This window comes from Anaerococcus sp. HMSC068A02, from assembly GCF_001811125.1.
GTDB lineage: Bacteria > Bacillota > Clostridia > Tissierellales > Peptoniphilaceae > Anaerococcus > Anaerococcus vaginalis_C.
Genome location: NZ_KV803712.1, coordinates 13988 through 27947 on the forward strand (window position 1 = coordinate 13988; position 13960 = coordinate 27947).

Genomic DNA, 13960 nt, shown 5'->3' on the forward strand with positions numbered 1-13960 from the left:
AAATTCCTTAAAATTTTATAATTCTTTTTGAGCAATAAATTGGAATTTTGAGCCGTCTAATTTTGGTTCAACTTCCCAAATTGAATTTATTGATATTTCTTTTGTTAATTGATCAAAATAATACATTACAATTCCTGCATCAACTAAATTTGCTTCGTCTTTGTAATCTTCTAAATATAAATTTACAAAATTATCTTTTAAAACAAATCTCCATGGTTGTGAATTGTATGATGATGGAGCAAATCTTAGGTATGAGAATAAATCATCAAGTCCTCTTTGGGAAAGTTCTTCTACGCTTGCCTTATGATCTAAATCATCAATAAATACAAATTCATTTATTCCTTTTCTATCATCGTATCTGTGTTCTCTAACTTCTTGTTTTGTAGCTTCGCCAATTGCAAGAATTGACATAATTTTTCCTTCAGCATTTACAAAAGCTGATTTTAAAATATCATCGCTTACTCCGCTTACTGTAATGTAACAAGAAGCTAGTCCTTGTTCATCTAATTTTGTAATTAATTCTTCAAGACCATAAGATCCTTTAACAAGAGCAGATTTGCTATCATTTGTAATATCAAGGGCAACATACAAAGGTGCTTTTATCATAACTCCCTTGTAGCCAGCGTTTCCTTTTAATTTAAAATAAACTTCTTCTCCCTTATTATTTACTTGGTAATGAAGATCCTTTTCACCAAATTTATTTTCTAATTCTCTTGTAATTTGGTAAATCTTTTTAATTTTTTCATCATCTACTTTTTCATCTTTAAAATCTCTAGTAGAAGTTCTTGTTTTTAAAAAATTTGTAGTTAACATAATTCCTCCCGTTTTAAATATTATACCTTAAATCGTCAGTTAATAAATAAATTTATTAAATCCTCTATAATTAAATTCTTATACTTATATGATAAAATATAAATATGAAATTTACAAGCAAACAATTACAAGCTGCAAAACATTTGGATGGTCCTCTTTTAGTTTTGGCAATTCCAGGTTCTGGAAAAACTACCATGCTTTTAGAAAGAATAAAATTTTTGTCAGAACATATTGATTCTTCAAAAATTTTGAATTTAACTTTTTCTAGAATCCAAGCTAATGATATGAAAAAAAGATTTGATAGCAAGGATTCAAATTTTATGACTATTCACGCTTTTTGCTATCTTATAATTAGAAATTATTTAAAAAAATATAATAGACAAGTAAATCTAATAGAAGATGAGAAAATTTACAATAAGTATAATCTTGTTGGAGAAATTTATAAAAGCATTAATAATAAAAAAATGTCCAAAGAAGATTTAAATTTATTTTTCCAAAAAGTATCATTTATGAAAAATTCTCTCCTTGATATTTCTTATCTGAAAAAAGTTGAAATTTCTAATATAAAAGAAATTTATCTGGAATATGAAAAAATAAAAAAACAAAAACACCTTCTAGATTTTGATGATATGCAAGTTTATGCCTTAGAATTATTAAATGATGAGTCTTTATTAAGATCAATAAAAAATAAATATAAATATTTTCAACTTGATGAAGGGCAAGATACTTCGCTTTTGCAATTTAAAATTTTAGAAAAAATAGTTATGCCAGAAAATAATCTTCTTGTAGTAGCAGATGACGACCAATCAATTTATTCCTTTAGGGCGTCAAATCCTACTTACCTATTAAATTTTACAAAAATTTACAAAGATGCAAAAATAATGACTCTTGATACAAACTACAGGTCTGGTAAAGAAATTATAAAATTGGCCAGCACTTTTATAAAACAAAATAAAAATAGGTACAAAAAAGATTTTAAAGTAAATAGAAAAAATCCAAGCCAAATAAAAATAAAATCTTTCAAAAATTTTTCAAAAGAATATGCTTATATACTTGAAAATATTGATAAAAACGAAAATACTGGAATTTTATTTAGAAATAATATTTCAGCAATTTCTCTAATTTCTTACCTATTAGAAAATAATATTGATTTTTCAATAAATTCTAAAATAATGGATTTTTTTGAATCAAAAATTTTTCTAGATATGATTAATATAATTAATTTTTCAAATGATTTTAATGATGTAGAAATTTTTTCTGAAATTTACTATAAGATTTCATCTTACTTATCAAAAGATGACATAGAAAAACTTATGTATAAGCCAGTTAATGAGAATATTTTCGAATTTTTTGAAAATTCTGATATAGAAGATTTCAAAAAAGACGCCTTATTTAACATAGAAAAAAAGCTAAATCATCTTAGAAAATTAGACATTAATAAAAAAATTTCTTTCATATACCAAAGCCTTTCTTATAAAGATTATATTGACATGTTAAGTAGAAAATACAAGGAAGAAACTGTAAATAAAGATATTTATATAGAAAGCCTAAAATATTTTACAAAATCATGCGAAAATCTTGACCAAGTATATGAAAAAATTAAAATTATAGAAAAAAAATCTAAGTCTTTAAGCGAAAATAATTTAAAACTTTCAACTATCCACTCTTCTAAAGGTCTTGAATATGACACAGTCTTTGTAATAGATTTAATTAAAAATGAATTTCCTATAATATTAGATGAAGAAAATTATTTTGAAAGATTGGAAGAAGAAAGAAGAATTTTTTATGTTGCAATCACAAGAGCAAAAAATAATCTACATCTTTTGTCACTAAAAAACAGAAATAATAAAAAAGTAGAATCATCAATTTTTTATAAAAGCAGTCAAGAAATAATAAAAAATAGCCTTGGGTCAAAGTAATAAAACTTTGAACCAAGGCTATAATCATATTTATATATAAATTTTTTCCAAAATTCCATTTAAATAAGCAAGTACTATTCCATAATTTGTCATTGGAATATTTTTCTCTTTTGCAAGTTTAATTCTTTCTTTTACATATTTTTCATTAAACATACAAGCTCCGCATTGAATTATCAAATCATACTTTTCAATATTTTCAAAATCATCGCCCCTTGCAAATTCAATTTCTATATTATCATAATTTTTTTTCAATAATTTTGGAATTTTAACTCTTCCTATATCTTCAGAAATTGGAGGATGAGAACAAGCTTCAGCAATTAAAATTTTTCTTGTTCCCTCATCTAATTTTTTTACAGATTCTATATAATAATCTATATCTCCCTTAAAAGCAGAAAATAAAACAGAAAAAGAAGTTAATTTTATGTTCTTATCCAAAATATTATAAACTTCTTTAAAATATTGAGAATCCGTTATTACAAGATCAGGTTTTTTATTAAAAGAATTTAAGGTATTTTCTAGATTTTTTAAATTTGTAGAAACTGCCGTTGCATTTTTATCTATAATTTCTCTTATAGTCATAACTTGCGGCTTTATCAGCCTAAATTTTGGAGCTTCAGCATCTTGAGGAATCACAAGCAAAACCAAATCATTTTCTTTAACAAGATTTTTTGTAATAGTCTTATCCTCAATTTTAAAATCCGACCTAATCTTATCAAAAAATTTGTCCCTATCATTTTTATTTTTTAAATTAATTTTTAAGGGATTTATGCTTTCAAATTTTTCAAATATTTTTTCTCCAATATCCAAATCCTGTTTGCTTGCAATAAAAATTATATTTTTATATTCCTTTTTTAATTTAAAAATATAATCAAGCTCATCTTCCATAGACAAAAAATACAAAATAAGATCAGCTTTTTCTATTGTTTTTTTTGTTTTTTCTATTCTTTTTTCATACAAATTTGTATCATCATCAAATCCTGCCGTATCAAAAAATAATACTGGACCAAAATCATGAATTTCCATTGATTTTTTTATAGGATCTGTAGTAGTTCCTTTTTGACTTGAAACAATAGAAACATCTTGGTCACTTATATAATTTAAAAATGAAGATTTGCCAGAATTTGTTTTACCTAAAAGAACAAGACTAAATCTTTCTGAATTATATGCTATCATACGTGTATATCTCTTTTTCCATCTCTAATTTCATCTAGCCATTTTTTTGTATTGGCACGAAGATTTGGATTTTGAATTTTTTCAATTTCCCTATTTATTAAAGCCCTACCATCTTTTCTAGTTTTTTCGCTTGCATAGTCTGTCAAATATTCATCCAAGGTAAGAATGGCGTTTGGTTGGCACATATTTCCTATTCCATGATCTTTTACAATTTTCATAAAATCTTTTCCAACCCTACCTTCTCTGTAGCAAGCTGTACAAAATGATGGTAGATAATCCATATTTAATAGCCAATCAACAACTTCATCCAAGCTTCTATTATCTGCAAGTTCAAATTGATTTGAACCTTCTACATCTCCAATATCTTCTGAATAACCACCTACCGTAGTTTTTGATCCTCCAGAAATTTGGCTTATTCCAAGATCCAATACTTTTTCTCTAACTTTTTTAGATTCTCTTGTAGATATTATCATTCCTGTATAAGGAACAGCAAGTCTAAGACAAGCTACGATTTTTTCAAACATTTCATCGCTCAAAGAATTGTCAAATTCATTAGGGTCTATATCATCTGCTGGTTGAACCCTTGGAACAGAAATTGTATGTGGCCCACAATTAAATCTAGCCTCCAAATGTTCTGCATGCATTAATAAACCAATAAATTCATACTCATATGATTGAAGACCAAATAATACTCCACAGCCAACATCATTTATCCCAGCACTCATAGCCCTATCCATAGATTCTGTATGATAATTATAGTCATGTTTAGGGCCTGTTGGATGCAGCAATTCATAGTTTTTCTTATTATAAGTTTCTTGGAATAAAATATATGTACCAATTTCTGCATCTAATAATTTTTTATAATTTTCTTCTGTTGTAGCTGCTATATTAACATTAACTCTTCTAATAGAACCATTTTTGTGTTTTATAGAATAAATTGTCTTAATTGATTCTAACACATAATCAATAGGATTATTTACTGGATCTTCACCAGTTTCAAGAGCAAGTCTTTTATGTCCTAAATCTTGAAGAGCAATAACTTCTTTTCTAATTTCATCCTGACTTAATTTTCTTCTAGGAATAGTTTTATTTTTTGCATGATAAGGACAATATAAACATCCATTTACACAATAATTTGATAAATATAAGGGTGCAAACAAAACTATTCTATTTCCATAGAATTTTTCCTTTAATTTTTTAGCTAATGAAAAAATTTCTTCATTCAAATCTTCTTCTTGACAAGAAAGCAAAACAAAGGCATCTCTGTGACTAAGTCCGTGAGCTTTTTTCGCCTTTTCTAATATTTCTTTAATTAATTTCCTGTCATTTTTATGTTCTCTTCCATAATCTAGTGATTCAAGGATTTCTTCGTGATTAATAAATTCTTCTGCATTATTAGATTTCACATCATATTTTGCCATTTTATCTCCTTTAAGATTAAAAACCACCCTAAATAAGGATGGTTTTGTTAAGTTTTATATTCAGCTTTAAAATTTTCACTAAATTTGTTAAGTTTACCAAAAATTTATTAGATAAATTTATTCGTAAAACTTTTTATTAATTCTTTTTTATTATATCACAAATTAAGTTAATATATAAAATAATTAGATTTCTCTTCTTTCCTCTAAGGCTCTTTCTAAAGTAAGCTGATCAAAATATTCCAAATTTGATCCAACAGGAATTCCAGAAGCAATTTTTGATACCTTTACATTTTTTCCTTCTAATAAATGTGCCAAAAATAAACTCGTTGTTTCTCCTTCTATCGTTGATGAAATAGCTAAAATAATTTCTTTTATATCTTCCTTATCAATCCTATCTAATAGTTTATCGATTGATAAGTCTTCAGCCTTTACATTATCAGAAGGAGAAATAAGACCGCCCAAAATATGATATTTTCCATGATATACTGAGGATTTTTCAATTGCATATAAGTTTCTTACATCTTCTATTACACAAATTGTATTTTCTTCTCTCGAAATATCTTTGCAAATTCCACAAATTTCATCTTCAGTTAAATTTCCACAAATTTTACAAGGATGAATTTTGGATTTTACTTCTAGTAAAGATTTGGAAAATTCTTCTACGCTTTCTAAATCTCTTCCAACAATACTCATAGCAAGTCTTTCTGCGCTTTTTTTGCCGATAGTTGGTAACTTTTGAAATTGTTCTATTAATTTATTTAAACTTTCAGGATATAAACTCATTACATTAGTCCAGGAATATTAATATTTCCTGTTAATTTTCCCATTTCTTTTTGACTATATTCATCTGCTTTTTTTAAAGCATCATTTATTGCTGCAACAACAAGATCTTCTAACATTTCTGTATCTTCAGGATCTACAACATCTTCATCAATTTTAATTTTGACAACTTCTTTTTTTCCATTAACAACAGCTTCTATTACTCCACCACCAGCTGTTGAAGAAAATTCTTTTTCTTCAATTTCTTGTTGGGTTCTTGCCATTTCTTGTTGCATTTTTTGTACTTTTTTCATCATACTATTCATATTTCCGCCGCCTGGGAATCCGCCTCTTGCCATTTTTTACTCCTTTATTCTTCAATTATTAAATTATTTCCAAAAACTTTTTCTAGTTTTTTCATCACATCATCATTCGAATCATTTTTTGATTCTCTTATACTATTATTCTTGTTAGATTTTTTTTTGTCAATACTTGATACCTTTATGGTAAAATCTCTTCCACTTACATTTTTTAAAATTTCTTTAATTTTTGCTTTTGAGCCCTCTAAAAATTGATAATATAAATTATTAGTAAAATAAATTGTAAAAATGTCAACATTTATATCATAATTAAATCCTTCGTCCCTTATCCAAACTTTTAAAATAGGCGAACAAGATGAGGTAAATTCATTTAAAAATATATTTTCTTCTTCCTTATCTAAGCTTATATTTTCAAATGTTTTTTCACTTTCTATGTCTTCATTATCACTATGCTTATTTTCAAAATTTTCTTCTATTTTATTATCAATTTCTTTATTTTCTATATCCTTATTTTTTTCTTCAAATATTTTTTCATTTTTATCAAGCTTTTCAATATTTTTTTCTTCTTTTTTTTCATAATCTAGGCTAGGTTTAGAATTTTTTATAAAATTATCCAGATTAATATTTTCAAATTTTTTATCTACTAATTTATTTATAATATCTATTGAATTTGAAGAATTATTTTCTTCTAATTTTTTTAATCTTGATAAAATATTTTCATCATCTTTTAAATTAATTAGCCTTAAAATCGCCATTTCCATAAGCAAGGCTGAATTATCAGATATTTTCATCCTATTTGAATAATCATTTAAAATTTCCAAGTAGGATACTAGCCTATCAGATGAGATTTTTTCTATTTTTTCCTTTATCAAATCCAAATAATCTAAATTTTCAATATATTTTTGATTTTGACTTGTCTTATAAATCATAATATCTCTAAAATATCCAACAAGCCCATCTAAAATATCCTTGTCATCTTTGTTATTATTTCTTAAATCAAAAAGCAAGTCCAAGGAATCTTTTTGATTATATGAAATTATATTAGATATTAATTTATCCAATGATTCAAAATCAACAAGGCCCAAAATGTTTTCTACATCTTTCAATGTAAAATTATTTTTGTCAATTGATAAAACTTGATCTAAAATCGAAAGAGCATCTCTCATAGCACCCTTTGCTTTTTTTACAATAAGCTCTTTTGCCTCTTGTTCGATTGTAATATTTCTATCGGATAAAATTATATCAATTTGTTTGATTATATCTTCTCTACCAATTTTGTTAAATTCAAATTTTTGAACTCTAGACAAAATGGTCTTTGGAATTTTTTCAATTTCTGTTGTTGCTAGAATAAAAACCAAATGACTTGGTGGCTCTTCCATAATTTTTAATAGGGCATTAAAAGCCTCTCTTGTAATCATGTGAGCTTCGTCAATAATATAAACCTTGTATTTTAAATTATTTGGCGGATAAACAACTGTTTCTTTTAAATTTCTAATATCGTCAATTCTTCTATTGCTTGCTGCATCCATTTCAACAACGTCCATTGTTGATTCTTCTTCTATTGATTTGCAATTTTCACATTCACCACAAGGTGATGAGTCGATTGGATTAAGGCAATTAATTGCCTTAGCAAAAATTTTTGCACAAGTTGTCTTTCCGCATCCTCTCTCTCCTGCAAATAAATATGCGTGAGATATTTGCCCAGACTTAACTTGATTTTTTAAAACATTTACAACCCTATCTTGTCCCAAAACATCAGAAAATTTTTGGGGTCTATATTCTCTATATAAAGCTTTTGCCATAATAATTCCTTTCCCTAAAGATTATACCATAGTGAAAATATTTTTTTAATTTTTAAATTAATTTGAAATTTTTCAATTTTAAAGTATAGTTTTAATCTGTAAGCATGGAGAGCTGTCCGAGTGGTTTAAGGAGCACGATTGGAAATCGTGTATACATTGATAGTGTATCAAGGGTTCAAATCCCTTGCTCTCCGCCATGCACTAGATGGGGAGTTAGCGGTGCCTTGTAACCTGCAATCCGCTATAGCAGGATTGAATTCCCAAGTTAGGATTTTAAAATATATAGTCTGCCTCAAATAAGCGGTGTTGATTGATGGGTCTTACGCAATAGGAAACTATGAACCATGTCAGGACGGGAACGTAGCAGCATTAAGTAGATCTTCTTATGTGCCGTAAGGTCACCTATCATGAGCTGGCTGTTTGAGTAACGTATAGATTTTAATTTACGAGCTTGGGTGTGCTTACATAATATACTCTATAATGCCTTTTGTTTTGACAAAAGGCTATTTTTTTAAGAAGGAGTAAAAATGATTGGAGAAAATCTAAAAAAATTATTTAATCAACCTACGGCAAACATTATAACTCCAGCTAGCGAAGTTGCAGTTGTTAGAGAAAATGATACACTTTTACATGCGATTATTGTTTTATCAAATAGATCTTATCAAACAATTCCTGTTCTTGATGAAAATGACAGAGTTAGAGGTCTTATTTCTATTTCAAAAATTGTAATTTCATCAGAAGATGTAACATTTTTTAATGAAGAAATACTAACACAAACAAAAGTTAGCGAAGTTATGGACCAAATTGTTCCAATATTATTTGATGATTCTGATCTTGAAGATGTTTTAAGACTTATAATAAATAATAATTTTATATGTATAACTCATAGAAATGGATATTTTGTTGGAATAATTACAAGAAAAACTATTTTGGAAAGATTTACAAATATAGCTCATAATTTAGAAAATGAGTACAAATTAATTAAGAAATTATAAAAAAGGGAGAAATCTTCTCCCTTTTTTATTTTATTTTAAAAATTCCTGAGCCAAAGGCTGGTATATATAATTTATTTTTACTGTGATAATTTTCATTATAACTTGTTAAAACTTTTTCTATTTTTTCTGGCAAATCTATTTTATATTCCAAATCTGTCAAATTAATTATTACCAGATATTCTTTGTTTTTATATATTCTTTTAAATGCATACAAAGAGTATCCTTCTATTTCAAGAATTTTTGTCTTTGATTCATTTTCATATAAATTTTTGTTTCTTATATAAAAATCGCTTAATTTTTTATAAAATTCATTAAAATCTTTTTCATTTTCATTTTGTTTGAAAATATTGATTTTCTTATCAAAATTAAAAGTTTCTAAGGATCCAAATTCATCTGATGAAAAAATCATTTTATTGGAATTTAAAGTATAAACTAATAAAAACAAAGTTTTTAATTGATCATACTTTTTATCATTTGAGTTCATTTTCATTGCAAGAGATGCCCCTTCACTAAGGCTATCAAAATAATTAAATCCAAGTAGATAATTCTTATAATCATTTTCTATAATATTTTTGACTATATAAGAATAATTAGCTCTTTCAAAAGGATTTTTTTGATTTATTTTTATAAGTTTTGCAAGAGTTCTATCATAAATCAAATCAAATCCCAAATCTTCCCTTATGTTGTTTTTCCAAATTGAATTATAAAAACCGATAGATATTTTATTTAAATCATTTATATATTTATTAATATTTCTTATAAAACCTAGCCAATTTTCATTGTATCCTCTTGACTTATCCCCTTGCCAAAATATAAGATTTTCTAAATTTACAATTGCAATTGCGTCAATATTAAATTCTTTAATCAAATAAGTTACAAATGATAAAATAAAAGATTTTGCTAGATTTTTTGTTGGATCTATGTTTATTAATCCACTATAATTATACAAAATATCATCGTAATCATAATTGTACATATTTGAGCCATCAAATTTGTTTAAATATTTTTCAGAGGAGTTAAAACTGCTTATATCAATTTCAAAAATAATTCCAAGTTTATTTTTATGGCACAAATCTATAAATAATTTTATTTTTTCAATTTCAATATAGGTTTCATTTATAGAAAAATAAAAACTTGAGCCGTAAGCAAAATCTTCTTTAAGTCTATTTGCAAAAATAGGCATAAAATCGATGTGGGTAAAATTATTTTCTTTTAAATATTGGATAAATTTATCCATATTTTTTTTATCTTCAAAAATTTTCCCATCAAAATTTTTTGCACTCATTTGGTATATATTTAGATTTTTTTCATTTTTGTACTTGTAAGAAAATTTGTAAGATTTATCATAGACAAGAGAATTTTCATTTTCCTTATCAATTAATTTAGCGTATGGGTCTAATTTATAATATTTTTTCCCATTTTCATTTTCTATTACGTACAAATATTTATCAAATTCCTTAACATTTTTAATAGTTTTTGAAAAAACACCCGTAGAATATTTTCTAAGTTTTTCCTCTGTCCATAAGTTAAAATCTCCTATTATATAAACATTTTTTGCATTTGGGGCAAGGATTCTAAATATGTATGAATTATTTGCCTTTTTGTGATTTCCAAAAAATTTGTAACCATCATATCCCTTACCTTCCAAATATTTTCTAGTATCCATCATTCTTCCTTTCTATATATTATTGCTCACATTATTAATTATATTTTTAATAATGATTTATTTAATATATTATATCACAAAGTTAAATTCTTAGCTTATAGCAAAATTTATCTTGTAGTAAAAGGCTTTTTTCTGTATAATGTATATATAAATAAATTAAAAAGGACAAGATTTATGGAAATTTTAGATAAAAATGAAAACGAAAGTGTAACTGTGCAAAGTATTTACCTTAAAGTGCTATATGCAAAACAATTTTCTTCTTCTGATAAAATAAACTCTAGGATTCATTTTCATCCCTTTACTGAGTTTTATTATATTTTAGATGGGAAGGGAAAATTTTCAATTGAAGATAAGATTATCGATACCAGCAAAGACGACTTTTTTATAATTAATTCAAATGTTGGTCATAGCATTTATTCAAACGAAAATGAAAATTTGACTTTTATTTCTTTTGGTGTTGATAGTATTTTTGTAAAAAATATCAAAAATGACGACAGCTTAGAAGAAGACAAATACATATTTAAAAATATAGAAGAAAATAAGGATTATTTTATAGATTCTTTTAATACAATTCACGATGAATTTAATTCTGGAGATATGTTTGCCCAATCTATGGCAAACGCCAAGGCTAGCGAATTTGTTATCTCCCTACTTAGAAAATATAAAAATGATTTTGAAATAACAAATGATATAAAAATAAATAAACAAATTGATTATATTAAAAATTTCATCGACAATAATTATTCTGAAGATATAAAACTAGAAAGCCTATCAAAAATGGCATTTATGAATAAATTCCATTTAATTGCAGAATTTAAGCAATCATACAGAGTTACACCAATCGATTATTTAATTTTAAAAAGAATAGAAGTAACTAAAAATTTACTAATAAGCACAAACCATTCAATGGAAGAAATTTCATCAATCGTTGGTTTCAATTCACAATCTTATTTTAACCAAGTTTTTAGAAAAAAAGTTGGTATAACTCCATCACAATTTAGAAAAAATCACAGAATTTAAAAAATCATTAGCCACATTCAGGCTAATGATTTTTTTATTTCAATTCTTCAATTCTAATTCTTTCAATTACTCCATCTTTCATACTTATAATTTTAAATTTATAAGAGCCATAAATCAATCTTGTGTTTTCTTTTACCTCGTCAATTCCTTCAATCTTTGCAATTTCATAAACTAAACCGCCCAAAGTATTTGACATATCTTGAGGTAAATCTAATTTGTATTCTTTTTTAATTTGCCTTACAGTCATTGCTGCAGAATAAGTATTGTCGATTTTCGCCATCAATTTATCATCTTTTACAACAAATTTAATAATAGCAAAAATAAGACCAATTGATACAGATCCAATTAAAATATCAATTAAATCAACAGAATACAAAAGCATTTTTCTTGCAATTACAAACAAAATCAAAGTTAAAATAGCTTCATGAGATCTAGTAATTATCATCTCTATTAGCTCAATTCCTACTACCAAAAGAAGGGCATACTTCAAAAATTCATTTAATAGCTCATAATTTTGCCTTAATTGTAAAGTTTGTACAATATCAATCGAATATCTAATTAAATTTGGTACGGACAATAATAAAGTAAGCAAAATAGTCAAACAAATTAAAACTTCAATTATTTTTATGCCCTTATCTATTATATCTTTTATTTTTTTTCCCATAAAATCCTACTTTTTAGTAACTTACACCTTCAGTATATTTAGACGCTGAATTCCAAATTAAAAATTCATCTTGACCACTATCGTAAATTGCTTTAATTTGAGCCTCAACAGCTTTAGCATCATAAACCATATAATTTCCTTTACCAATCCAAGATGCAGTGAAATCTTGAATCCATGGTCTTGATTTTGGTTTGTGTTCAATCTTAGATAATTCTTTTTGTTCTTCTTTTAAATATCTTTTAACTAATTCATAAGGTTCAAGATCAGGTTTTTCTATATCAAAAGAATAAAGTCCCCAATGAGAAGGGTATATCATAGAACTCATAACATCAGCTTGATTAGATATTTCTTTAAAATCTTGACCAATTCCCCCAGCTTTTCCAACTTGCATTGAATAACCAAAAACATCAATTCCACAAGGAGTATCATAAGCTTGGAGCATCTCCCTTGCTTCTTTTACAAAGCTAGTAATGGCATCAACCCTCTTATCCTCATCTTTTTTTTGAATTTTTTCCCATTTTCCTTTTGAATAATCCAATTTTTCATTAAAAGTTTCAAAACCTTCTGCAAATCTTACATAATCAAATTGAATTTCATCAAAACCAACATTTGCTGCAAGCTCAGCAATTTTCAAATTATAATTTCTTACCTCATCCAAATAAGGATTCATAAAAGCTTCATCAAGTCCATTTGTCCACAAAGAACCATCATCCAAATTAAATCCCCAATCATGATGTTTTTCGGTAATAACAGAATCCTTAAAAGTGGTAATCCTACCAATAACATATATGCCTTTTTTATGCATTTTATTTATAAAATCTTCAGCATCAATAACTTTATCAGTAGCATATTTTATATCTTTATTATCAGATTTAAAATCACAAGTAATATTTCCCCAATCATCCTTTATGTCAATAACAACAGTATTTAACTTAGTGCTATCAATCAAATCAAGATTTTTCTTAAAGGACTTTGGATTATTTATTGAATAAGCATTAATATAAATTCCCTTAACACCATCTTTAGGATAATACTTAGATTTCTTTTCATTTAAAGATTTAAGTCTAGATGTATCATAATCCATATTATAATCATCAGGTGTAACTCCAACAAGATAAGCCTCTCCTGTTGGTTTCTTATCTTTCTTATTATTTTCACTTAAATTAGAAGTTATATTTGAAGATGAACTATTATCACTCATTTTATTATTTTTACTTGATGAACAAGAAGAAAAATTAATAGAAATTATGAGCAAAAACAATAGAAATATTTTTTTATTTTTCATATAAACTCCTAGCTAAAATAGATAAAAAAAGAGCAAGTCTAAAAGACCCGCCCTAAATTTATATTATTGAATTACTTTAGAAACAACTCCTGATGCAACTGTTCTTCCACCTTCTCTTACTGC

General features: G+C 26.0%; 12 protein-coding genes, 1 tRNA gene and 1 other RNA gene. 5 read left to right on the top strand and 9 right to left on the bottom strand.

From position 1 onward, the window contains the following. Positions 1-15 precede the first annotated feature (15 nt). A complete protein-coding gene (locus tag HMPREF2782_RS01060) occupies positions 16-813 on the bottom strand; it encodes a nitroreductase family protein (protein WP_019117577.1) in 798 nt (265 codons plus the stop codon). Between the two features lie 104 nt (positions 814-917). Between HMPREF2782_RS01060 and HMPREF2782_RS01065 the strand changes: the two genes are divergently transcribed. After that, a complete protein-coding gene (locus tag HMPREF2782_RS01065; RefSeq protein WP_070640239.1) occupies positions 918-2732 on the top strand; it encodes an ATP-dependent helicase in 1815 nt (604 codons plus the stop codon). Positions 2733-2762: 30 nt separating this feature from the next. Here the strand turns inward: HMPREF2782_RS01065 and hydF are convergent, their stop codons facing one another. The 5 genes from hydF to dnaX form a co-directional block, all read right to left on the bottom strand. Continuing rightward, positions 2763-3905, bottom strand: a complete 1143-nt coding sequence (gene hydF, locus HMPREF2782_RS01070; RefSeq protein ID WP_070640242.1) for a [FeFe] hydrogenase H-cluster maturation GTPase HydF — start codon at positions 3903-3905, stop codon at positions 2763-2765. After that, entirely contained in the window at positions 3902-5326 is a 1425-nt protein-coding gene (gene hydG, locus HMPREF2782_RS01075; RefSeq protein WP_070640245.1) for a [FeFe] hydrogenase H-cluster radical SAM maturase HydG, read from the bottom strand. The genes hydF and hydG overlap by 4 nt, the downstream gene beginning before the upstream one ends. Before the next feature lie 183 nt (positions 5327-5509). Then, positions 5510-6109 (bottom strand): recombination mediator RecR, encoded by a 600-nt coding sequence (gene recR / locus HMPREF2782_RS01080; protein ID WP_070640248.1) that lies wholly within the window; start codon positions 6107-6109, stop codon positions 5510-5512. Further along, complete coding sequence (locus tag HMPREF2782_RS01085) at positions 6109-6444, bottom strand: YbaB/EbfC family nucleoid-associated protein (protein ID WP_019117574.1); 336 nt, start codon at positions 6442-6444, stop codon at positions 6109-6111. The genes recR and HMPREF2782_RS01085 overlap by 1 nt, the downstream gene beginning before the upstream one ends. Positions 6445-6455: 11 nt before the next feature. Next, positions 6456-8207, bottom strand: a complete 1752-nt coding sequence (gene dnaX / locus HMPREF2782_RS01090; protein ID WP_070640251.1) for a DNA polymerase III subunit gamma/tau — start codon at positions 8205-8207, stop codon at positions 6456-6458. Between the two features lie 106 nt (positions 8208-8313). On the opposite strand from dnaX, the gene HMPREF2782_RS01095 reads away from it, so the two are divergent. The 3 genes from HMPREF2782_RS01095 to cbpB all read left to right on the top strand — a co-directional run bounded on the left by HMPREF2782_RS01095 (position 8314) and on the right by cbpB (position 9202). Then, positions 8314-8404: transfer RNA gene (locus HMPREF2782_RS01095), tRNA-Ser, on the top strand. Continuing rightward, positions 8404-8670: signal recognition particle sRNA large type (gene ffs / locus HMPREF2782_RS01100), an RNA gene on the top strand. Before HMPREF2782_RS01095 ends, ffs begins: the two co-directional genes overlap by 1 nt. A 64-nt stretch (positions 8671-8734) precedes the next feature. Then, complete coding sequence (gene cbpB, locus HMPREF2782_RS01105; protein WP_070640253.1) at positions 8735-9202, top strand: cyclic-di-AMP-binding protein CbpB; 468 nt, start codon at positions 8735-8737, stop codon at positions 9200-9202. Positions 9203-9227: 25 nt separating this feature from the next. On the opposite strand, the gene HMPREF2782_RS01110 is transcribed toward cbpB, so the two are convergent. Further along, positions 9228-10868, bottom strand: a complete 1641-nt coding sequence (locus HMPREF2782_RS01110; protein ID WP_070640257.1) for a GlgB N-terminal domain-containing protein — start codon at positions 10866-10868, stop codon at positions 9228-9230. Positions 10869-11042: 174 nt separating this feature from the next. Between HMPREF2782_RS01110 and HMPREF2782_RS01115 the strand changes: the two genes are divergently transcribed. Then, positions 11043-11888, top strand: a complete 846-nt coding sequence (locus HMPREF2782_RS01115; RefSeq protein ID WP_004838945.1) for a helix-turn-helix domain-containing protein — start codon at positions 11043-11045, stop codon at positions 11886-11888. A 34-nt stretch (positions 11889-11922) separates the two neighbouring features. Here the strand turns inward: HMPREF2782_RS01115 and HMPREF2782_RS01120 are convergent, their stop codons facing one another. Both HMPREF2782_RS01120 and HMPREF2782_RS01125 read right to left on the bottom strand, forming a co-directional pair. Beyond that, a complete protein-coding gene (locus HMPREF2782_RS01120; protein ID WP_070640259.1) occupies positions 11923-12552 on the bottom strand; it encodes a transporter associated domain-containing protein in 630 nt (209 codons plus the stop codon). 13 nt (positions 12553-12565) lie between these two features. Then, on the bottom strand, positions 12566-13837 hold the full coding sequence (locus HMPREF2782_RS01125) for a putative glycoside hydrolase (RefSeq protein WP_070640261.1): 1272 nt from the start codon (positions 13835-13837) through the stop codon (positions 12566-12568). Positions 13838-13960 lie beyond the last annotated feature (123 nt).

Excerpts from the sequence above, each read along its gene's own strand:
- recR (WP_070640248.1), bottom strand. The coding sequence starts at position 6,109 with ATGAGTTTATATCCTGAAAGTTTAAATAAATTAATAGAACAATTTCAA.
- HMPREF2782_RS01060 (WP_019117577.1), bottom strand. The coding sequence starts at position 813 with ATGTTAACTACAAATTTTTTAAAAACAAGAACTTCTACTAGAGATTTT.
- dnaX (WP_070640251.1), bottom strand. The coding sequence starts at position 8,207 with ATGGCAAAAGCTTTATATAGAGAATATAGACCCCAAAAATTTTCTGAT.
- HMPREF2782_RS01120 (WP_070640259.1), bottom strand. The coding sequence starts at position 12,552 with ATGGGAAAAAAAATAAAAGATATAATAGATAAGGGCATAAAAATAATT.
- HMPREF2782_RS01125 (WP_070640261.1), bottom strand. The coding sequence starts at position 13,837 with ATGAAAAATAAAAAAATATTTCTATTGTTTTTGCTCATAATTTCTATT.
- hydF (WP_070640242.1), bottom strand. The coding sequence starts at position 3,905 with ATGATAGCATATAATTCAGAAAGATTTAGTCTTGTTCTTTTAGGTAAA.
- HMPREF2782_RS01110 (WP_070640257.1), bottom strand. The coding sequence starts at position 10,868 with ATGGATACTAGAAAATATTTGGAAGGTAAGGGATATGATGGTTACAAA.
- HMPREF2782_RS01085 (WP_019117574.1), bottom strand. The coding sequence starts at position 6,444 with ATGGCAAGAGGCGGATTCCCAGGCGGCGGAAATATGAATAGTATGATG.
- cbpB (WP_070640253.1), top strand. The coding sequence starts at position 8,735 with ATGATTGGAGAAAATCTAAAAAAATTATTTAATCAACCTACGGCAAAC.
- HMPREF2782_RS01065 (WP_070640239.1), top strand. The coding sequence starts at position 918 with ATGAAATTTACAAGCAAACAATTACAAGCTGCAAAACATTTGGATGGT.
- hydG (WP_070640245.1), bottom strand. The coding sequence starts at position 5,326 with ATGGCAAAATATGATGTGAAATCTAATAATGCAGAAGAATTTATTAAT.
- HMPREF2782_RS01115 (WP_004838945.1), top strand. The coding sequence starts at position 11,043 with ATGGAAATTTTAGATAAAAATGAAAACGAAAGTGTAACTGTGCAAAGT.